The organism is Planococcus wigleyi (assembly GCF_014836985.1).
GTDB lineage: Bacteria > Bacillota > Bacilli > Bacillales_A > Planococcaceae > Planococcus > Planococcus notacanthi.
Genome location: NZ_JACSPU010000002.1, coordinates 348622 through 369464, shown reverse-complemented (window position 1 = coordinate 369464; position 20843 = coordinate 348622). Strand labels below are relative to the sequence as shown.

The 20843-nt window shown below is 48.0% G+C and carries 19 protein-coding genes; 2 read left to right on the top strand and 17 right to left on the bottom strand.

Annotated elements, in window-relative coordinates; genetic code table 11:
• Positions 1-54: 54 nt before the first annotated feature.
• On the bottom strand, positions 55-993 hold the full coding sequence (locus H9630_RS07375) for a GGDEF domain-containing protein (protein ID WP_191714849.1): 939 nt from the start codon (positions 991-993) through the stop codon (positions 55-57).
• A 12-nt stretch (positions 994-1005) separates the two neighbouring features.
• Positions 1006-1806, bottom strand: coding sequence for an alpha/beta fold hydrolase (locus H9630_RS07370; protein WP_191714848.1), 801 nt, complete (start codon positions 1804-1806; stop codon positions 1006-1008).
• A gap of 445 nt (positions 1807-2251) precedes the next feature.
• Between H9630_RS07370 and H9630_RS07365 the strand changes: the two genes are divergently transcribed.
• Positions 2252-3064 carry a YsnF/AvaK domain-containing protein gene (locus tag H9630_RS07365; RefSeq protein ID WP_191714847.1) on the top strand — a complete coding sequence of 271 codons (813 nt, stop codon included), beginning with the start codon at positions 2252-2254 and terminating at the stop codon, positions 3062-3064.
• A 145-nt stretch (positions 3065-3209) separates the two neighbouring features.
• Complete coding sequence (locus H9630_RS07360) at positions 3210-4007, top strand: YsnF/AvaK domain-containing protein (RefSeq protein ID WP_191714846.1); 798 nt, start codon at positions 3210-3212, stop codon at positions 4005-4007.
• A gap of 58 nt (positions 4008-4065) precedes the next feature.
• Here H9630_RS07360 and H9630_RS07355 read toward each other — a convergent pair whose 3' ends face one another.
• From H9630_RS07355 to H9630_RS07285, 15 genes are all read right to left on the bottom strand, one after another.
• Positions 4066-4710: a Yip1 family protein gene (locus tag H9630_RS07355; protein WP_191714845.1), complete on the bottom strand. Its 645-nt coding sequence runs from the start codon at positions 4708-4710 to the stop codon at positions 4066-4068.
• Positions 4711-4879: 169 nt separating this feature from the next.
• Positions 4880-5779 (bottom strand): SDR family NAD(P)-dependent oxidoreductase, encoded by a 900-nt coding sequence (locus tag H9630_RS07350; RefSeq protein ID WP_191714844.1) that lies wholly within the window; start codon positions 5777-5779, stop codon positions 4880-4882.
• A gap of 28 nt (positions 5780-5807) precedes the next feature.
• Positions 5808-6710 carry an SDR family NAD(P)-dependent oxidoreductase gene (locus H9630_RS07345; RefSeq protein ID WP_191714843.1) on the bottom strand — a complete coding sequence of 301 codons (903 nt, stop codon included), beginning with the start codon at positions 6708-6710 and terminating at the stop codon, positions 5808-5810.
• 29 nt (positions 6711-6739) lie between these two features.
• The gene (locus tag H9630_RS07340; RefSeq protein WP_191714842.1) at positions 6740-7660 is read right to left on the bottom strand and encodes an SDR family NAD(P)-dependent oxidoreductase; all 921 of its coding nucleotides are present in this window, start codon (positions 7658-7660) and stop codon (positions 6740-6742) included.
• 455 nt (positions 7661-8115) lie between these two features.
• Positions 8116-9621: an FAD-dependent tricarballylate dehydrogenase TcuA gene (gene tcuA, locus H9630_RS07335; RefSeq protein WP_318247990.1), complete on the bottom strand. Its 1506-nt coding sequence runs from the start codon at positions 9619-9621 to the stop codon at positions 8116-8118.
• A gap of 18 nt (positions 9622-9639) precedes the next feature.
• A complete protein-coding gene (locus H9630_RS07330) occupies positions 9640-10491 on the bottom strand; it encodes an alpha/beta fold hydrolase (RefSeq protein WP_191714841.1) in 852 nt (283 codons plus the stop codon).
• Positions 10492-10509: 18 nt separating this feature from the next.
• Positions 10510-11463, bottom strand: a complete 954-nt coding sequence (locus H9630_RS07325) for a VOC family protein (protein WP_191714840.1) — start codon at positions 11461-11463, stop codon at positions 10510-10512.
• A gap of 51 nt (positions 11464-11514) precedes the next feature.
• On the bottom strand, positions 11515-12717 hold the full coding sequence (locus H9630_RS07320) for an acyl-CoA dehydrogenase family protein (RefSeq protein ID WP_191714839.1): 1203 nt from the start codon (positions 12715-12717) through the stop codon (positions 11515-11517).
• Positions 12718-12973: 256 nt separating this feature from the next.
• On the bottom strand, positions 12974-14806 hold the full coding sequence (locus H9630_RS07315) for a V4R domain-containing protein (RefSeq protein ID WP_191714838.1): 1833 nt from the start codon (positions 14804-14806) through the stop codon (positions 12974-12976).
• Positions 14807-14984: 178 nt separating this feature from the next.
• Entirely contained in the window at positions 14985-15842 is an 858-nt protein-coding gene (locus tag H9630_RS07310) for an aspartate/glutamate racemase family protein (protein ID WP_318247989.1), read from the bottom strand.
• Between the two features lie 65 nt (positions 15843-15907).
• Positions 15908-17287, bottom strand: coding sequence for an FAD-dependent oxidoreductase (locus H9630_RS07305; RefSeq protein ID WP_191714836.1), 1380 nt, complete (start codon positions 17285-17287; stop codon positions 15908-15910).
• A gap of 5 nt (positions 17288-17292) precedes the next feature.
• On the bottom strand, positions 17293-17742 hold the full coding sequence (locus H9630_RS07300; RefSeq protein ID WP_191714835.1) for a GlcG/HbpS family heme-binding protein: 450 nt from the start codon (positions 17740-17742) through the stop codon (positions 17293-17295).
• 22 nt (positions 17743-17764) lie between these two features.
• Positions 17765-18499, bottom strand: coding sequence for an SDR family NAD(P)-dependent oxidoreductase (locus tag H9630_RS07295; RefSeq protein ID WP_191714834.1), 735 nt, complete (start codon positions 18497-18499; stop codon positions 17765-17767).
• Between the two features lie 18 nt (positions 18500-18517).
• Positions 18518-19939, bottom strand: a complete 1422-nt coding sequence (locus H9630_RS07290) for an FAD-binding protein (RefSeq protein WP_191714833.1) — start codon at positions 19937-19939, stop codon at positions 18518-18520.
• Complete coding sequence (locus tag H9630_RS07285; protein WP_191714832.1) at positions 19936-20832, bottom strand: isocitrate lyase/PEP mutase family protein; 897 nt, start codon at positions 20830-20832, stop codon at positions 19936-19938. Before H9630_RS07285 ends, H9630_RS07290 begins: the two co-directional genes overlap by 4 nt.
• Between the last annotated feature and the right edge of the window lie 11 nt (positions 20833-20843).

Here is a 20843-nt window from a genome sequence, read left to right as displayed (position 1 = left end):
GGGTTTTATTTTATTGATTTAGCTGGATGGAAATTGGAGAGCCAAAGCAATTTTTCATTCGTCTCCAACCACACAATTTCTGCCCTTGGCTTTGGCTTTGTAAAGAAATTCGTCCGCCCGTGACAGCAAGCTATCCATTCCTTCTCCAGCCACATAAACCGCAGCACCGATGCTGACAGTGATAGGGACATGCAGCCAGTCAGCTGTTTCCATATGCTTGCATAATGCATTGCCCATGGCCAGCCCGTCCTTCAGTCCAGCGTTTGGCATGACCACCACGAATTCTTCACCGCCGAGCCGAGCCACGATATCAGCGGATCCGGTTTCCGCTTCCAAACGCCAAGCCAGTTCCTGCAAAACCGCGTCGCCCATCTGATGGCCATGTGAATCATTAACCTTCTTGAAATGGTCAATATCTATGACCAACAAGGCCACTTCCCGGCCAGTTTCAGCCTGAAGCAAGAGTTCTTCCAATTGTTCGGTCAGATAACGGCGATTTTTCAATCCCGTCAACGGATCTGTTGTAGCCAGTTGCTGCAGTTTGAAATTAAGGTCCATCAATTCTTGCTGTTTGCATTCCACTTCATTCATTACTGTTTTCAGCTTTTCGTATGCTTCGGCCGTCTCACGGTTGACCTTTTCAGCATTGCGCTTTGCCAGCAGCAATTCCTTTTCATACTCCCCGCGGACACTCATTTGAATCAATGCACATTCGTAGGAGCCGTCGCGTTCTATCGTATTCATCAAGACAGGCAGGGAACCCGTCTCGCTTTTCAATGTCAAAAACATTTCGTTTACAGTGCCATGCATTTTGATGGAAGGAGTAAAGTAGGTCTGGAAGTAAACCCGTGAAGCGACTGTCAATAAATCATGCATGTGCTTTGGTTGTTGCGCACCTGTCATGAGCTGCAAGGTTTTATTCATTTCCACGATGCGCAATTCATGATCCAATATCAAATATCCACATGGCGCTCGATCAAGCTGCTGTTCCACTGTCTTCTCTCCCTACTCCGCCAAATAGGCCTTGATGTGTTTCACTGTTTCATCAGAATCGCTTAAATGCGGATTATGGCCAACTGCTTCCATCACAATCAGTCGGCTCCCCTGGATGTGGTCGTGGACATACTGCCCGACTTCCGCCGGTGCAATAGCGTCGAACTTGGTCTGAAGAATCAGCGTGGGTACAGCCACTCTATCCAATTGATCGCGAAGATCCGTAGTAAACGTCACTTCAGCAAATTGCCGCGCAATCATCGGATCATTCGAGCATAAAAGATGTTCAAAGTCTTCGGCGAGCTCAGGACGCTGCTCATTCTGCATGACCACCGGCGCCAAGTATTTAGCCCACTCCATATAATTGGTTTCCATCATATCCAATAATTCGTCAATGTCTGCCCGTTCAAACCCGCCATTATAGCCAGGCTCATTCATATAGTAAGGAGAGGGTCCGATCATGACCATTTTCTCCATCAATCCAGGTTGCTCAATTGACGCCAGCATACCGATCATGGCACTGACAGAATGGCCGACAAATAGGAATCCTTCCATCTCAAGTGATGCACAAACCTCCAAAAGATCCTGTTTGTAGCCATCCAAAGTGCTGTAACGCTCTTTGGAATACGCTGTCTTGTCACTGTTTCCAGCTCCTACATAATCAAAAGTGACGACCCGGTAATCCTGTTCAAAATTGGTAATCGTATTATTCCACACTTGTTGATCACAGCCAAAGCCGTGTGCGAATACTATTGTTTTTTTCCCTTGTCCAGTCACTCGGACGTTATTGCGTTGCAAAACATCAATCCCCATTGTCATCCCATCCCTTGTGAACTTGCCGCCCTAAGGCTAAATTCGAATATATAAAAGTAAAATACGCCTTAATCATAGCATTAATAGTTCAATCTTACTGTTTATAAAGTAAGGATTCCCTTAATTTTATCGATTCCATTCTTTTGTACCGCCATCTTATACAATTAAAAGAAAGCAGATAAATATCTGCTTTTCAAATGAAACCGAGAGTGCTTTATAGTCTCTTTCTATTCATTTGATAAGATTTTTATTTTATAAAATAGTTGTGTCTCCGGAATTGTTCCGGTGCCTGGCACCATGCAGTTTCCAAGCATAGTCATCCGCACAGAAAAGAAGATGTTTCAATCCCTCTCCTACTCTTCCATGGTTTATTTCAAAAAACTACGGGGTAGACAGACAGTACCTTACTTCACAGGTGATTTATCACTATTAGGAGGAATTGACAATGACAAACAATAAAAACACATTTATCCAAGCATATGACGTACAAGCAGAAGTTCTGCATAAAATAAGCGAATTAAAAGCACAAGGCTATAACGAAGAAGACATGTATGTAATCGCGAAACATGACGATCAACTGTCCATGGTCCAAGGCCAGACGGACGTGCACTTAAACACACAAGAAGACGATAACTTCATGGGCAAATTCAAATCGTTCATTTCAGGTGAAGATTCCACACGGGATGCATTCACTCAAATGGGATTAGGCAGCGGCGAAGCGGATGAATACTACCGCCAAGTCGAAAATGGCAAGCTGGTTCTTTACGTGAACAGCGACTATGGCACTTCTTATAAGCAATACTCGGGCGCGCAGACAGCAACCGGAACGGCAACTGCCGGCAGCCATGAAGAAGAGGAACATTTGCGCCTTCACGAAGAGCGTTTGAATGTCGACAAAGAACGCGTACAGACTGGCGAAGTGAATGTCGGCAAACATGTGGTCGAAGAACAGCAGACCATCGAAGTACCGGTTGAGCGCGAAGAAGTATATGTGGAACGCCGTGCGGTCAACGAGGAAGTTTCACCGGGCACAGGCGGATTGGCGGATAAAGGCGTCTATGACGATGGAGATTCTATTCATGTTCCGGTTTCCGAGGAACGCGTGGAGGTCAGCAAAAAAGACGTCGTCAGCGAAGAAATTGTCGTCGGCAAACGCAAAGTCCAAGATACCGAAGTGGTGAATGAAACCGTCCGCCGTGAAGAAGCGGATATTGACGAAAACGTAAAAGCGAAAAAAGACGGACGCACTTCCCTATAAAAAAACAGCAAAGGCGTCTCCGGATGATTTCTCCGGAGATGCCTTTTTTTCGGGACTGGACTCCCGCAGGTTTATCCAACATGCGACTAAGGGTAAATTAGCGGTAACAAGTTTTTTGGTGCAACTGACATGGGGGGAATTAACTATGGAGAAAAAAGGAAACAAACTTGTCGGGCTTTTTGATGCACAAGCGCAAGTATTGATTCAGATCGGTGAATTACGAGCAAAAGGACATGAAGAGGAAACTTTATACCTGGTAGCCAAACACGATGAACAGATTCCTTTGATCATTGAACACACCGCTGTCCATGTCGATACAGAAGACCGCGATAATTTCAAAGGCAAAGTCATCGCTTTTTTATCTGGGGAAGACATCACGAAAGACGCTTTCAACCGAATGGGTTTGGATGAATCTGAAACTGATTACTATTTCCAGCAGGTGGAAACTGGAAAGCTGCTTTTATATACGGACAGCCTGCCAGCAGCTAAGCCGGAAACGGCCATATCTGTTGATTCAAAAGATGGCCTTCCTGTAGAAGAGCAGAAACTCGCTCTGCATGAAGAGCGTCTGGATATCGAGAAAGAACGCGTGCAGACTGGCGAAGTCCAAGTCCAAAAGCAATTGGTGGAAGAAGACAAAGAAATCCAAGTACCGGTAGAGCGTGAGGAAATCGTCATTGACCGGCGACCAATTTCTGAAGGTGCAGAAGCCGCAGAAGACGGTCAGGTGCTGTCTCCGAAAGAAGCTTACGAAAAAGGAGATGCGATCTACATCCCCCTTTCTGAAGAACGTCTGGACATCGGCAAAAAGAAAGTGGTCCGCGAAGAAATCGTCATCGGCAAGCGCAAAGTCAAAGATGTGCAGGTCATCAATGAAACCGTGCGCCGGGAGACGGCGGACATTGAAGAAAACGGCACAGTCCATAAAACAGAAAAACCATAAAAAGAACAAGGCGGCCATAAGGGCAGCCTTGTTCTTTTTATTTTCCATATCTGCTTGATTAGTTGCCACCCACTGCAGGAAGAAGCATCGTAAAGAATAATGCGATCAGCCCGATAATTACACCGATGACCAGAACTGTCGGAATCATGATGACGAAAAAGCCTTTCCAGGCAGAAAACCTGTGTGCTTCTGCAACCGCCTTGCACTGGACAAAGAAAGTCCAAGCAGAGATGACCCCAAGGATGATCAGGAAGACAAGCGAAAGAAAATCAGGTTCAGCGAACAGCATGTCATCTGCTTGCAGGAAATAGGTTTCCGGCAACAGCAGCATCCATAAAAGGATTATCGGAATAAGCCAGATCTGTGGAATCAGCCCGGTCAGAATTGCCCGGAACATTTCCGTGTAGGTGCCCTTCCCTTTAAACAGCTTGCCAATCAGCAAATAGATACCGGCGCCGATGACCGTGCTTACCACCACGCCAATTGGTCCGAAGAAAAGAGCAATCAGGATCATTCCCCCGACCGGCAGGAATTGTTCTGAATCCAGGCTGCTGAGCAGGCCGGCAGCAAATCCTGCAAGGACAATCAACAGAAAAATGAATCCGGACGATTTTTCTTCAATCACATGGCGCACTGCAGCACGAGGACGGGTCCAAATGGCCGTAAACGGGTTTAGCTTTTCATATTTTTCAACATCATTCAATTCTGTCTCCACCTTTGTCTTATTGTTCTTCCTTTACTCAAACATACTGGAAGAATAATGTAAATGATAGAACAAATCTCCATTAATAATTAAAAAACCATATTTTTACTGACACATAAAAAGAAGATCCGCTCTGAGGAGTGAATCTTCTTTCATTTGAGCCTATCACTTATTCTCGTTTCATCCGCTCCCGGATTCCGCCTTCCACTTCCGTTCCTTTTTCCATCGGAATATAGAGGCTGCCGTTAGTCGGACCGGCCGGCGGTGCATCTTCAATCACTTTTTGAACAAATTTCGCATTCATTTTTTCAGTAGCACCGGGCAGAATATGGCTGGAAACGGCCGATGCTTTGGATTTCGCACCGACTGCCACAGTTTCCTGCGGTTTATCGATCAAGCTAATGATTGCCTCAATGACGATTTCCGGATCATCCATCGGCTTCATTTCAGCGGCATGCCCTGTGTAATTTCCCGTATGTTCAAACCAGGGGGTATCAGTCGCCCATGGCAGCACAGTGCAGACATGGATATCATCAAAACCTTCCAGTTTCACTTCTTCATTCAACGCAGCACTGAGCCCCAGCACAGCATGCTTGCTGGCACTGTATCCCGTGTAATAAGGAAAAGCGATTTCGCTTGTGATGGAACCGATATTAATGAGGATGCCCCGTTTCACTTCTTTGAAATGGCGTAAGGCAAAATGGCTGCCATTGATGGTGCCTTTGACATTGACATCGACCACCCGCGCCAAGTGCTTGATCGGGATTTCAGTAAACGGACCAATTGCGCCGACTCCGGCATTGTTAATCCACACATCAATTTTCCCGAAACGTGCCAACGCCGTTTCAAAGAGATGCGCCACTTCCTCTTCCAGGCTGACATCTGTCCTCACCGCAACCGCATTCGGACCCAGTTCTTCTGCCAGCTTTTCAAGCAGGCCCACACGGCGTGCGGCAAGCACGACATTGGCTCCTTGTGCAGCCAGTTCCCTTGCGACACCTTTTCCAAATCCACTGGAAGCACCAGTGATGACCACCGTCACTCCTTCATGGGATTTCTTTTTTGCCATTTTCATTCCTCCTCAGTTCTGCATTGAGTCACGTTTTGGTTTTCAGCCGCTCACGCAAATCACCTGACACGCTTGTCCCTTCAGGACTGGATTCATACAGGCTGCCGGATGTCGGCGGAGCAGGTGGGGCTTCCTGGATCATATTAAATAGAGTGCGTCCGGTCGATCCTTTAGTCGTTTTCGGCATCAACGAACCGGCAATCGCAATACCTTTGGATTTAGCGCCAATTTCCACTGATTTTTTCGGATTATCAATGAGCCCGATGATGGTATCCACCACTTTTTGCGGATCATCTGCCGGTCCGACAAGAATTTCATGGCCGCTGTAATTGCCCGCATGCTTTGTCCAAGGGGTATCGGTTACCCATGGATCCACTGAACAGATATGGATATCGTCAAAGCCGTCCATTCTCATCTCCTGATGCAAGCCGTTGCTTAAGCCTGAAATACCGTATTTGCTGCCTGTGTACGCGGCTCCAAAAGGCAGCGGCGTTTTGCTGGCGAAAGAGGAAACGTTGATCAGCGTTCCATACTCTTGCTTCTTGAATTGTTTCAAGGCATAGTGGCTGCCATAAATAGTGCCAAGAAAATTGATTTCCACCGTCCGGTTCAAATCCCTTAGCGGTGTATCCGTGAATGAACCATATGTTCCAATCCCTGCGTTATTGATCCAGACATCAATTTTACTGAACTCTTCCATCGCTGCTTCGTACAGCTTAGCGACGTCTTCTTCCCGGCTGACATCCGCCGTCACTGCAATGGCATTCGGGCCACAGGAGTCCGCCAGTGCTTCAATTTCCTTGGTGCGGCGTGCCGCTACTACAACATTGGCTCCTTGCGCGGCCAGCTGCTGTGCCACGCCTTTGCCGATGCCACTCGAGGTGCCCGTTATGACGACCGTCAGTCCTGCACGTTTTACTTCAGTTGCCATGTCTATTCCTCCTATCCGTAAAACTGGCTTCAGTGTTGCTTTCCTTTTCGAAGCTGTTGCTTCAATCGGTTCCGCATATTTCCAGAGACCGCTATCCCTTCCGGCCGAGGTGAATGGATGCTGCCCGAAGTGTTTTTGGCGATCGGCGCTGCCTTCAGCATCTCCAGCAATAAAGCGCCATTCAATTTCTCCGTAATGTGGGGCATCATCTGCTTGGAGACAATGGCGGCTTTTGATTTGATGCCGATTTCCACACTTTCCTGCGGCCGTTCAATCAAGTCAATAACAGCGGCAATCACAGTTTCTGGATCATCGACCGGCCCCAACGTAATTTCGTGGCCGCTGTAGTTTCCGGAATGCTCAGGCCAGGGTGTGTCGGTAACCCACGGATGCACCATACAAACATGGATATCTTTCCACCCTTCCATCTCCATTTCCAGATGCAGGCCTGCAGTCAGTCCTGCAATGCCATATTTCGTTGCACAATAGACAGCGCCGAACGGCAGCGGCACGCTGCTGATAAAAGAAGACATATTAATCAGGGTTCCAGCTCTGTTCTCTTTAAAGTGGTGAAGGGCGCAGTGGCTGCCATAAATCATGCCTTTCAAGTTGATATCCACTAAACGCAACATGTCATCCAGCGGAACGTCCGTGAACGATCCCATGATGCCGAGCCCCGCATTATTGATCCAGACATCCACTTTGCCGAAACGGGATTCCGCCGCAGCCATCAGCCTGGCCATTTCCTCTGGCTCGCTGACATCCGTCGTTACAGCCAATGTGCGGTCGCCGAGCTCTGCTGCAAGTTCCTCAATCAAGCCGGTCCGCCTGGCCGCCAGCACCACATTGGCGCCATCCGCTGCCAGCTGCTGGGCAATGCCCCGGCCAAAACCGCTCGAAGCTCCAGTGACAACTACAGTCAATCCGTGCCGATCCTTTTTCCGGCCCACTCCTTCTCCCCCTGTCTGGAAAATAAATTCGCTTTGTTTGCTTACTAACTACCCCTTTCGTCACAACGAAAACTTATTTCCTGAGGGGTTCAGAAAGTCTTTTTGATTAAAAAGAAAAGACAATCCGCGTTGGATTGTCCTCTTGAGGGAAGGCTTGATTTTGATGATTTATCTTTCGTCCACCCCACTAGTTTTTTTGGGGGGATTCGAGCTGAGCAATCGCAAATCCGTTTGAACGAGCGCAAATTCAATCGAACGTGCGTAAATCGGCTTAAACGTGCGTAAGTTCAATTGAACGTGCGCAAATCCGCTTGAACGTGCGTAAGTTCAATTGAACACCCATAAACCCAATGCATCCGCTTCTAAAGACAGCCAAAAGCCCTTTGCCGACACTGGGCAAAGGACTTTTTTATCAAATATGATCTAAAACACTCTATAAAGCTGCCATTCATATTCTACAATTGTTCCACAACGTTCCGGCTAGTGAATTTCCCAGCCTGTTCCCCGGCTATTTTCCCGAATACAGCACCTGCCATCAGGCCAGCGCCTCCAGGATAATTTTCGTAGAACAGCCCACCCGCTGCTTCGCCGGCTGCGTATAATCCGTTGATTTTTTCATACATGGTGTTTTGCACTTCAGCTTGTTCGTTGATTTTTAAGCCGCCGAAAGTGAAGGTGATGCCACAAGTGACGGCATACGCTTCAAATGGTGCGGTATCAATCGTGTTGGCCCAGTTGCTCTTATCAACAGCCAATCCAGTGGTGCCGCGTCCATCTTTTTCGTTCGGATTAAATGATACCGCATCATTGATCGCTTTATTGTATTCGCTGATCTCCTGAAGGAATTTTGCTTTATCGATGCCTTCCATTTTATCAGCCAGCTCTTCAAGCGTATTGGCTTTGACTTTCGTCACCTGCCTGCCTTTATACTCTTCCCTCAGCAGATGAGCCACCTTGCCGTCAAAAACCTGCCACGCACAGCCGTCTTTTTGCTCAAGGATGCGCCGGCCATATTTAGCATAAGTGTAATTGCGGAAATCGGCTCCTTCATCCAGGAATCGCCGGCCATCGGTATTGACGATGACGCCGAACGGATAACTCAACCGCTGGAATCCTTCCTGGAAATCAGGCAGGTAGCGGTCGCCCGTTACGGCATGGGCCATCGACCAGTTCCCTGCAGACAGCGCTCCGATATCCAAAGCCATCTGAATGCCTTCACCGGTATTGTAGCGGCTGCCTCTCGTATGTACCGTATCCCATTTCGGGCCCAGGTATTTGGTGCGCATTTCGATATTGGCATGGAAGCCGCCGGATGCGATAATCACCGACTTCGCCCGGATGACTTTCGTCTTGCCCTGTTCTTTGACGATAACCCCTTGCACGCCGTCATCATCCTGCAATAGGTTAATAGCCATCGTCCGGTAGAGGATTTGTACGCCTAGATCACTGGCACGTTTATGCAAAGCTTCCACCAATCCATGCCCGCCGCCGACTGACTCCAGGATCATGCCGCCCCAGAACTTGAAGATGCCGTCTACCTTAAAGGCCTGACGCCCGTAAATCGGAATGAATTTAATTTGATGGCTGGTCAGCCATTTCATCGTTTCGAAGCTCTCGCTTGTCAACAAGGAAGCCAGTTCCGGATCTGTTTTGTAATTGGTCATCCGGCACATATCCTCGTAATACTGTTCTTCGCTGTAACTGCCAAAATCCACAGTCTTCAACTCTTCTTCATCCAGTTCCGGAATGATCGCCCGGATATCCTCTACACCCTCATACGCAAAACGGATGGAACCGTGCGTATAGGTGGTATTGCCGCCTTTTTGCTGTTCAGGTGATTTTTCAAGAACGATGACACGGGCTCCCTGCTCCTGCGCAGCAAGCGCTGCACACATCGCTGCATTCCCGGCACCGATGACCACCACGTCCGTTTCATAATCAATCGATCGTTGCGTCTTCACGGTAACACCCCTCAGCTGTTAAATTTTCTTGCTAAAGAATGACTGGATAAGCTCGTGGAAACTGTCCTTCATTTCAAGCTGCGCCCAATGTCCGCATTGTCCAAACACATGGAGCTGGGCATTGTGCAGATGCTCCGCCAAATAATAGCTGGATTCAACCGAACAGACCTTGTCATTCAACCCGTGCACTAACATCACCCGGTTTTTGATGCGATTGAGTGCAACAGTCGGAATTGGAACTGCCGCTGTAGCGAAAATCGAATCGTTTGAGCGGTGGACTTCCGGACGCATCGCCGTTTCAAAGCGCTCTTCCAGCAACCCTTCAATCACCGGGCTCATTTTGTCTGCATCGTAAACGAACCAGCTCATGATTTGCTTTAATTTCTTTTTCGATGGATTGTCGTAAAAGCTTTTCGCGCGTGCCAGTTCAAAGCTCAGCTTGGTGTTCGGCGTCCCGCCCGGTCCCATCAGCACCACTTCATCGAAACGTTCCGGATACTCGATCAGCAATTCCAAAGCGATCGAACAGCCCAGCGAATTGCCGACCAGGTGGACTTTTTCCAACTTCAGGTGGTCCATCATTTCCAGGACTTGGTTGACCCATTGGTCCATCCATTGCTGCCGGTTTTTCAACGGCTGTTCCGGATGGCTGCTTTTGCCGAATCCATATAGATCCGGCGCCAGTACCCGGTAGTTTTCACTGACTTCGTCCAACGCCTTATGCCAGTTGACCACGGCCGTAACACCGGGACCCGAGCCGTGAAGAAATAAAATCGTTTCTGTATTCTGGGCGCCTGATTGATTCAAGAAAGTTGCAAAGTTTTTTGTTTGAATAATTTCCTGTGTGATTTCATTGGTTATAATCGCCATAGCCATTCCCCTTCCAGTCTATAATGCTTCTATTGTTTCTTTGACCAATTCCTTCTTGCTTATACTGTCGCCCCAATAGGTATTGCCAAAAGAGCGTTCACTTTCTGTCCACTCAACCGGCTGCCAGTCCGGTTCAAAGATCAAATAGCTTCCTGTAAACAATTCCACACGGCAACCGCTGCCTGGATCTGTAACGTATAAATACAAAGCTTGGGAAATGGCATGCTTCCCTGGGCCGACAAATTCGAAATGATGCTCCCTTAAAATATCCGCCGCCCGCAGAATATCCTGCGAGTCATCCAACCAATACGAGATATGATGCAATCTGGCTTTCGTCGGTGTTTCCGGACGAGACACCAACGCTACGTCATGGACCAATTGCGTAACGCTCATCCAACCGGCCAGCACATTTCCTTCGTCGCTGATCAAGTACTCCCGCATCTTAAAGCCCAAGACTTCTTCCATAAATGAATAAGTGGCACTTGATTCGGCTGATGTATGGAGGTTGACATGGTCCAGGCGCCGTGGAGAAATGCCTTTGGCCCAAGATTTATAGGTCTGGTTCTTCAGGACCGATCGGCGATGTTCATCCACCGGAGGACGTTTCACATCAAAATACAAATTGAAGGTATGCCCGCTCGGCACTTGAAAGCTGATGGATTCCCCGATGCCAGGAGTTTTCCAGGCATCGACTTGATCGACTGCAATCCCTTGCTCTTCAAGCAGTTTTCCGAAAGCGGCGACATCTTCCTTCGTCTTCGTCCGCCAGCCGATGTGTTTGACATGGCCTCGGTCTCCCTGTTGGATTGACAAAGTATGATGCTGGAAATCACCCCAGGCGCGCAAATAATGCACACCGTCTTTTTCTTCCGTTTCTTCCAAGCCGATGATGTCTCTGAAAAACACCAGCGACTTTTCCAAATCCGCCGATACCAGCGAAATATAGCCCAATTTTGCAATTTCCGGTTTCACGATAGACCCTCTCCTAACTGATAAGCTTCAACAACCTGTAAGCGTGTACATTTAATAGCGGATGGCATTTGACTCGAGTCCGGCCAATACACGCCCGAAATTTTCTTTGGTGATGGTCGGCGACAATGAGCGGTGTGTATGCAAAGTCAGGAAGTCGAGCAAAATCCGTTGCATCGGATGGCCGTTATAGACAAAGCCTGAACCACTCGCCGACAAGAGGATATCCATTGCTTCTTTCAATAGTTGATTGGCATAGCCGATATCCGCCAATGTTTTTACGCGTTCATGGCGCGGCATGTACTCTTTTGCTGCTGCGCTGGCATCCAAAGCGTCCGCCACTTTGTAGAAGAACATTTCAGCTGTCTCTATTTTCAATGCCACATCAGCCATTGCGGTATGGGTGCTTGCAGCGTCTTTGATAAACTCCACTCCCATATGCGCTGCGCGGCGATTCGGCAAAGTCTGTTCATAAAATTCATATGCCGCTTTCAGCAAGCCCAAGCCAGGCAAGCCCAACGACAAGATCAAAGCTGGAAATAAAGCTGTATTGTAGAGCGGAATATCGCGCAAATGTGCAGATTCGAAATCTCCGTCCAGAGCTTTGACAAATGATGTACAGCGGCGCTCGGGAATAAAGACATTGTTCATCTTGACGCTATTGCTGCCTGTCCCTTTCAAGCCCATCACATGCCAATCATCCATGATTTCCATTTCGGAAAACGGCAATGTCATCAATACCTGATCGATCATTTTGCCTTCATCATCAACAATCGGCATTCCAAAATAACCCCAAGTTGCATGCAGCGATCCCGAACAGAACATCCAAAATCCTTCTTCGATCATGTAGCCGCCTTCTACCTTTTTGGCGATACACTTGCGCGGCTCATAAACACCAGCAAACAGGACATCATCTTCATTTTCACCAAAAATCTCTTCATGGGTTTCTTCGCCGAAGGATTCTGCAACCATCAATTCACGGATGGCGCATAAGGCCACGATCCAGCCTGTCGAACCGCAGCCTTTTGAGATTTCGACAACTGCTTCGCTGTATTCACGCATCGTTGTTTCAAGCCCGCCGTAACGCTTCGGCCGCAGCATCTTAAATAAGCTCAATTCCTTTAATTCCTTTATCGTTGCCTCTGGAATTTGGCGGATTTCTTCAGTTTCTTTAGCTCGTTCTCTTAAAGCCGGAATCAGCGATTTTGCCGCCGCTATTACATCCACTCTACTTTGTTGTTGGATAACTGGATTCATATCTGTCCACTCCTCTTCAGCTTTTTCTTTCTGTCTCTAATTTAAAGAAAGTTCTGAATAAATTAAAGATGAAAAAGCATTCGATTTCCGGTTGTTTTCCAATAGATTTTGTTAGTTTTTAGAAAATGGAAGCGCATTAATCAAGTTTTTCCAATGATTATTTTTCACATACTGCATCAACACCGTAAAAAAAAGCATTGCCGAAAACTGAGTCTTTCAGCTTCCGGCAATGCTTCTTGGTCCTGCTTTTCTAAACTTAAACGTCGATGTCGCCAAGTATCTTCAAGGCATCCAGCATTAACAGCAATTCGTAGGCAACAGCCGGATTGCGCAGCTCTTTGCCGAGCAATTTTTCGATCCGGGTGATACGGTACATCAAACCGCTCATCGAAAGCGACAAATCACTGATGGATTGTTGCAGGTTTCCACCGTTCATCAGGAAAACATACAAAGTCTTCAACAGCTCATCCCGCTTATGGTCCTTCAATTCGAAAATCGGCTCCAGTTCTTTTCTGGCGAGGCGGCGGATGGACAGCATATTCTTCGAATTGATCAATGAGCCGATGATGCTGACATCTTCAAAAGAAGCAATTCGTTCTTCCGAATTGAGCCTTAAAGCCACACGTGATTCCTCCAGGCTTTCCTCGATTGTTTCAATGGAATCGCTTTCGCTGCTTAACGCGACCTGGAATTCTGCATGGCGATGTTCCTGATGCAGATGTTTCAGGATATTTTCAATCATATAGCGCAACCGCTCCACTTTAGGCAGTAACATGAGGATATGGCCCTCGTATTCGGTGATGAGAATTTTATAGCTTTGCATCTCCAGATAGCGGCTGACAGACTGGATAACCTGCTCCAAAAATTCCACTTTGGAGACATCAAGATGTTCGGAAGAGCATTTCAACGTTGCAATGTAAAAAGGCTCTTTCAAATCGACACCCATGTAATAGCCGCGATAAATCATGCTCGGCACAGAGGTGTATTGCTTCAGCAACAGCTGTTCAAAGAAATAAGCCTTGATGTTCTCGACAGCTTCCAGACTTGTTTTTTCATTCAGGAACAGCAGTGCTGCAGAAACTGCTGCCCGTCGGATAAACATGGTTTCGTTTTCCAATTCCGCGTCTTTGTCCAAGTAGAAAAATGTGATATAGCCAATGGCTTTTTTCTGGACGATGATCGGGGATACCAGACGGTTATGCACTTTTCCACGGATGATGAAGGTTCCCGTATGAGTTGAGGGAAGGATTTTGCCGCTCTTGGTTTTATTGATCGCTGCCCGGAAATCGTCACTAAAATGTTGATACTCGATTTCATCCAATCCTCTATAGACCCTTGGTTCGAAATTCAAATCTTCAATCGAGACCGGTACATTTAATGCATCGTGGATGGTGCCGATGATTTCTTCGATTGAGTCGCCATCCGACAATTTGGAAGTCAATGTATCGTGAAAAGCCGCGGCTCTTTCGATATGATTTTTATGCTCCACCACCTGTTCATAGGTGCCGTTCAACTCATCAATAAACCGGCTTTTTTCGTAGAGTCCTATTTCTTCCTGCATCCCTGGTTCGTCCCAATCTTCTTCCAAGCGCATTTCAAACGTACAGGTGCTGTCGCCTTTGCCGCGGCATTCCACTTCTTTTATAAAAACGCGGCGTTTAATAATCGTTGAAGTGAAACCGCTTCCAAATCCTGTTAAGGTATGGCATACCGGACAAGCTGAAAGCCCATGATTCTTGACATGCTCTTCCACTTCGAAAGAGTCGACCCATTCCCCTGTGGCTGTAATGGACAGCAGGTTGCCATGAGCATCCATCTCAACTGAACGATCAGAGATTAAATTTGATATTTGGCCGGTCTGAAAATGCAGTTCGCCTGCTTTCTCGAGCATTTCCTTAATGGTGCCGCCAGCTTTCAAAACATCCTTGGCATGTGCCTGGCCCAAATTCCAGCCGTAGCGCAGCAAAAATGACTTAGCGCGATTCATCCCCAGATTTTCTATTAGTTCCTTACGCAATAAACCGAATGTGGCAGAAGTGGTCGATATCTTTTTGTCTTCCAAATGCTCGAATTCCTCCAACTGTCTCATCAACTTCCCCCTTGATCACAGTTCTATTTGACTAAAGCTAATTTATTGAAATAAACGGATAGACTTATGAACTATTAATAAGCCAGCTTCATTATACAAAATTTTAGGCTAAACTGATAATTTATTGTGATATAACGATATGCCAAAAAACCTCCGCTGCAACGGAGGCTTTTGATCGCTAAACTTGAAGTCCAGCTTTAACGGACAATCCATAATCAAGACCCGCATGGATATCGCTTTCTTTATTATAGAAACCACGCAACTTTTTCACTGCTTCTTCAGGCGGTTTGGCGTTGAAATAGCCTTTACGCGTCATCGTGACACCTGAATTCACTTTCAGATCCGTCATGGTTTCACACATTTTGATGCCGGCGGCAAAAGAATCGACAATCGGTACATCCCCTATGCGCGAAATGCCTTGTGTCGCAAGAAAGACATTCATCGGTCCTTCTCCAGGAACAATGACATCTGCGCCCAGCGCAATGGCCTTTTCCGCACTTTCGATAAAGCTGTCGATGACCGGCTGCGGATTCTTGAAACCAGCCAATACATCATAAAACCCGACAGAGGTCTGGACAATCGGCCCCAGTTTTCCTCCTAAGCCATAGCGATTGGCATTTTGGCGCAATTGATCGGCCAAAGGTTCAAGAAAATTGACGATGCCGATGTTGTCACCGAGCATGGAGGCGATATGGAACGATGCCTGGCCATAGCCGATAACCGGAATGTCCACCAACGTCCGGGCTTCCATCAATCCAACATCCGGAATGGTCCCGATGAACATGCAATCATAGCCCGCACTTTCAGCAATTAATGCATTTTTGACGAATTGTTCCCGGTGCAGATTCTGTAGATAAGCATAAGTGATGAAATGGCCTGGGTATTCGGATGGATAAGTTTCGTTCGACATGCCATGCAGTACAACTTCCACATCCGGCCTTGCCACTTTCTGGATCTGTTCAATCACGGCGTCGCGATAAGCCGGAACATGTTCAATTGAAGTCAGGCTTTGATGCCAAATTTTCAATGGTCTCACCTCTCCTTTTATCCCGCTTTAATGTTCAGCAGGCATGAAGAACCCCCGCTGATTGAAGTTTATCTTTATAGAACAGCATGTTTCGTTAAGGCGCTTTGGACCGCCACGCGGCCGAAGATCGCAGCTTTCCCTAACGAACTGCCCGTCATGTAGCCTGCTCCATGAAAGCCACCGGCAATTTCGCCAGCTGCGTATAAGCCTTCTATCGGTTCATGATAAGGGTTCAAAACCTGCGCATACCGATCGACGCTGACACCCGCATACGTGGCAAGCATCGCCACGGTCGTATGCATCGCATAAAACGGCGCCTGCCGAATCGGCTGCGGCTTGCCGAAATGATGCGTCAGGCTGGTGCGCCCAAACTGGCGATCACTTCCGTTGCTGACATCGCCATTATAGACAGATATGGTTTTGTTCAATGCTTCTATCGGCAAATCGATTTTTTCTGCAAGTTCCTCAAGCGTTTCCGCCTGTTCAATCAAACCAAGTGCTTGCAGCTTAGCAAAATCATAGAGGGCATCGACTGCGACGCCTTGATCCATAATCGCTTGATCCCAAATCTGATAAGTGATTTGATCCGGCTGCCGAAGCGCTTCCGTTCCGATCAACTTATAGGATATCGATTCATTTACAAAGCGTTCAGCCCGTTTATTGACGATGATGGCACCTTTGTAAAAGGCCAATGCCTGCGATTTCCACGGGCCATCCGCTGTCGGATGAAAACCGAAAGTACCTTTCAGGTAGGGGAAATCACGAAGCCAGGCACCTTGTTCACTGGCCAGCCGGATGCCATCTCCTACATTGCCGGCACCACCGATCCGCAAAGCTCCGTCCAATTGCGGAGCGAAAGCAGATAAAAGTTCCTCGCTTTTGGAAAATCCACCCGATGTCAGCAGCACACCGTTTTCCGCTGTTGCGGTAAGGATCTCACCTTCATGCTCATAAATTACTTCCGCGACGCGTCCTGCGGCATTTTTCCTAAGCCGCTGGACAATGGCCTGGGTTTTGAAAACGACGTTTCCGGAAGATTTTGCTCCTTCATATAAAGCCGTAATGGCTTGAAGCGGCGTAATCGTATGGCCTCGCGGCACACTATGGCCGCTGACTGCCTGCACTTTATGGAATTCGACGCCTTGAGCAACCAACCATTGATACGTTTCAAACTGGCGCTCCCCGTAGGCCTCGACCAAATCGACTTCGTTTTTTCCTTCACCGACCGCCAACATGTCCGCGACCAGATATTCCGTTTGGTCGGCGATGCCCTCACGCTGCTGGATGTCCGTTCCTGCAAAAGCCATGTAGCGGCCGCTCAGTAATGAGCTGCCGCCAAATTTCTCTTCCTTTTCAAGCACCAGCACACTTGCACCTTGTGCAGCAGCTTCAGCCGCTGCACATAACCCGGCCATGCCCGCTCCGACAATGATGAGATGATAGGAATTTTCCATACGCTTTACACAGCCTTTGTGGTAAGTTGCTCCAGAACTTCCAAAGCAGCTTCACAAACCTGCATATCATGCGTGTAATGGCCTCCACTGACACCAATGCCGCCAATCAATTCTCCGTCGATCTTAATCGGATAGCCGCCGCCGAAAATAACCAGGCGCTCTGTATGTACCAAGCCATGCAATAATGGCGGATCATCTTTCAGACGGTCATACCATTCATGTGTAGCACGGTTGTAGGTTGCTGCTGAAAAGGCTTTGTTCTGCGCAATGTCCAGGCTCAATACCGGCGCATTGTCCATAGCGGAGAAAGCTTTAAGGTTGCCGACTCTGTCGACAATTGAGATGCTGAAAGGCATGCCTAATTCTTTACCTTTTTCTACTGCTGCCTCCAATAGTTTTGTGGATAATTCAAGGCTGATGTTTTTTGATGAGATTGCTGATACGAATTCAGTCATTTTATATCGTCCCCTTCGAGTTTTATTTTTGTAAACTGGCAATCGGCTGTCCTGCACCGAACGCTTCAATGGATGCTGCTGTAACTGCGACCATTTTCGGCAGACATAAGTCAACCACTACATGAGCGATATCGATCGGCTTGAGCCAGCCGCTTTTATCGACATCCATGCCCAGATCATCAATCATTCTGGTATCGACTGGACCTGGATTTACCACATTCACACGAACACCGTGCGGCTTCAGTTCTTCGCCCAGCGCTTTTGAAAAGCCGATAATCGCGTGTTTTGAGGTAATATAGGCACTGCGGTTCGGGCCTCCTTTTGTTCCCCAAATCGAGCCGATGTTGATGATGACGCCGTCTTTCTGTTCAATCATTCCCGGAACAACGGCTTTACTCAAGTTGAAAGGCGCATTGACATTGATCTCCTGCACCCATTTCCATTCGTCCGTTGTCGTTTCCGTAAACGGCTTAAGGCTCATGACGCCTGCATTATTAATCAGGATCGATACTTTCCCTAACTCTTTTTCCACGGTTTCAACCGCTTGTTTGACTGCCTCTTCATCGCCCACATCGCAAATGACCGCGATGGCCCGGACGCCGTATTGTTCGGTGATCACGTTCACCACTTCCTGGCATTCATCCGCACTTCTTGCACAAACTGCTACATCCGCTCCGTATGAAGCCAGCAGAATGCTGGTTTCCCGGCCAATTCCCCGGCCGCCGCCTGTGACCAGCGCCACTTTTCCAGTTAACAAAAGCTTCACCCCTTTTCGTTAAGAATAAGATTTGACGTTTGATGAAATATATTCGACTGCATGTTCACCGGAACGTTTGCCGAATACCAGGCCTCTTAACACTGACGTACCGCCAGGGTATTTCCCGTAGTAAAGCCCCGTCATTTCACCAGCTGCGTACAGGCCCGGTATCGCTTCATTGTCATTTGAAAGGACACGGCCATGGATGTCTGTTGCCAGTCCGCCGTTAGTGAAGACATTGCAGCAAATAATCGGATACGCGATATACGGCCCTTGATCGATCGGCACTGACCAATTGGATTTAGGCGGTTCGATGCCGACAGCTTTTTTGCCGTCTTTTTTATTCCATAAAAATTCACCAGGCTGGACAGCCGCATTGAACTCGCTGACCGTCTTCGCTAAAGTTTCTGCTGGAATGTCCAGTTTCTCCGCCAGTTCTTCGATGGTTTCTCCAGTTACCGGCGGCTGTTCTGTCTGCAGGGCTTCTTCGTAATTTGGAATATCGTATAATTTTTGATCGGTGATCATATAAGCGATGTGGTTCGGCAGTTCATAGAAAATTTTCCGCGCCACCGCTTCGTACTGCTCATCAATCGTCGATGCACCTTCGTCGACAAAACGATTGCCGTTCTGGTCGACAAGGATGGCGTATGGATAAGTCATGACGCCCGCTTCTTCACGTTTGCTGCGCGGATCGACCGGCTCGGCATGAAAAGCGTCCCACTGCCCTGAGCCTTTAGCGCCCAACTGCATAGCCATGCGGATGCCTTCACCTTTATTGAAAAGACCGCCTTCCGCGACCGGCGGAATTTTGTGGGCATCCCGGCCGATGTACTGCGCCATCATTTCCTGGCTTCCCTGGAAACCGCCAGATGCCAAAATAACGGTACTGACACTCAAATCGATTGAACTCCCGCCTTTGATGCGGATCTTCAGCCCATCGACTGCCCCTTCTTCATCCAGGCTCAAATTCCAGGCAGTCGCTTCATAGATGATTTCCACACCGAGTGCCCGAGCGCGCAGCGACAGCGTATCGATTAAGGCACGCCCGCCGCCGACAGGCAACAGCCGCGGTTTGGCTGAAGTCAAAAACATGGTCGGCAAATAGTCGAAGCCGACACCTTTTGACTCCACCCAGCGCAACGTCGGCCCCGCCTGGTCGTAAAGTGTTTCAATGTATTGGCGGTCTGAAAAATTATCCGAGAACGCCATCATGTCTTCTTTGAAATTCGGTGCCGGCTGGTCGATGTTTTCCATGCGCATATAAGCAGCTGTCCAGCGCGAGTTGCCGCCACGGTTATCAAAATCCGCCCGTTCTATGATGGCGATTTTCAATTGATGGTCTTGTTCTTTCGCTTTTTCTGCAGCTGCCAGAGCCGCTGCAGTACCCGCAGCCCCACAGCCGATAATGGCAATATCGTAGTCGATTTCTCTCGTCATCGTTTGCGCGCCTCCTCTAATACATCAAATTCAAGGTATTGCTTTTCCCATTGCTTGATTTGTTTGAGCTTGAACAGTTCCTGCCGTTCTTCCCACGTACAGATGAACTCATGGATATTCTCCTGCGATTTGTCCCGTTGCAGGACGCCCAGGCTTTGCTGGATGCCCTTGATGGCGGAACGCAATACCGTATTGGCACACAGCATGATTTGGAAGCCCATCTTTTCCGCTTCTTCCAGCGAGACCAGCGGTGTGCTGCCGCCTTCGACCATGTTGATGATATGCGGGATGTCCGGAACCTGTGCTGTAATCTGTGTCAGCTGCTCAACCGTTGTCGGTGCTTCGACAAAAATGACGTCCGCCCCTGCTTCTTTATAAGCGTTTGCCCGATCAATCGCTTCCTCCATGCCATAAATCGCCAAGGCATCGGTTCTCGCGATGATCGATAGGTCTTCAGCTTGCCGTGTATCGACTGCAGCTTTGATTTTATTGACCATTTCTTCTTTTGAAATTACTTGCTTGCCGCCAAAATGGCCGCATTTCTTAGGAGCTACCTGATCTTCAAACTGAATGGCTGAAGCACCCGCCCGCTCCAATTGTTTAACGGTGCGCATCAAATTCAATGCATTGCCGAAGCCCGTGTCCCCATCGACAACGATCGGGACATTGGTGACATCTGACATCCGTGCGACCACATCGGCTATTTCCGTGACTGCCGTCAGTCCCACATCCGCCCAGCCGAGCTGGGCATTGGAGATTCCGGCACCTGTTGCATAAATAGCAGGAAATCCGAATTCCTCAATCATCCGTGCCGTCATTCCGTCATAAGCTCCCGGCAACATAAAAGCGTTCGGTTGCTGAAGCAATTGCTTAAACTGTTTATTTTTCGACATCCAATCATCCT

Excerpts from the sequence above, each read along its gene's own strand:
- H9630_RS07315 (WP_191714838.1), bottom strand. The coding sequence starts at position 14,806 with ATGAGACAGTTGGAGGAATTCGAGCATTTGGAAGACAAAAAGATATCG.
- H9630_RS07285 (WP_191714832.1), bottom strand. The coding sequence starts at position 20,832 with ATGTCGAAAAATAAACAGTTTAAGCAATTGCTTCAGCAACCGAACGCT.
- H9630_RS07365 (WP_191714847.1), top strand. The coding sequence starts at position 2,252 with ATGACAAACAATAAAAACACATTTATCCAAGCATATGACGTACAAGCA.
- H9630_RS07320 (WP_191714839.1), bottom strand. The coding sequence starts at position 12,717 with ATGAATCCAGTTATCCAACAACAAAGTAGAGTGGATGTAATAGCGGCG.
- H9630_RS07330 (WP_191714841.1), bottom strand. The coding sequence starts at position 10,491 with ATGGCGATTATAACCAATGAAATCACACAGGAAATTATTCAAACAAAA.
- H9630_RS07305 (WP_191714836.1), bottom strand. The coding sequence starts at position 17,287 with ATGGAAAATTCCTATCATCTCATCATTGTCGGAGCGGGCATGGCCGGG.
- H9630_RS07350 (WP_191714844.1), bottom strand. The coding sequence starts at position 5,779 with ATGGCAAAAAAGAAATCCCATGAAGGAGTGACGGTGGTCATCACTGGT.
- H9630_RS07370 (WP_191714848.1), bottom strand. The coding sequence starts at position 1,806 with ATGGGGATTGATGTTTTGCAACGCAATAACGTCCGAGTGACTGGACAA.
- H9630_RS07345 (WP_191714843.1), bottom strand. The coding sequence starts at position 6,710 with ATGGCAACTGAAGTAAAACGTGCAGGACTGACGGTCGTCATAACGGGC.
- H9630_RS07290 (WP_191714833.1), bottom strand. The coding sequence starts at position 19,939 with ATGACGAGAGAAATCGACTACGATATTGCCATTATCGGCTGTGGGGCT.
- H9630_RS07360 (WP_191714846.1), top strand. The coding sequence starts at position 3,210 with ATGGAGAAAAAAGGAAACAAACTTGTCGGGCTTTTTGATGCACAAGCG.
- H9630_RS07300 (WP_191714835.1), bottom strand. The coding sequence starts at position 17,742 with ATGACTGAATTCGTATCAGCAATCTCATCAAAAAACATCAGCCTTGAA.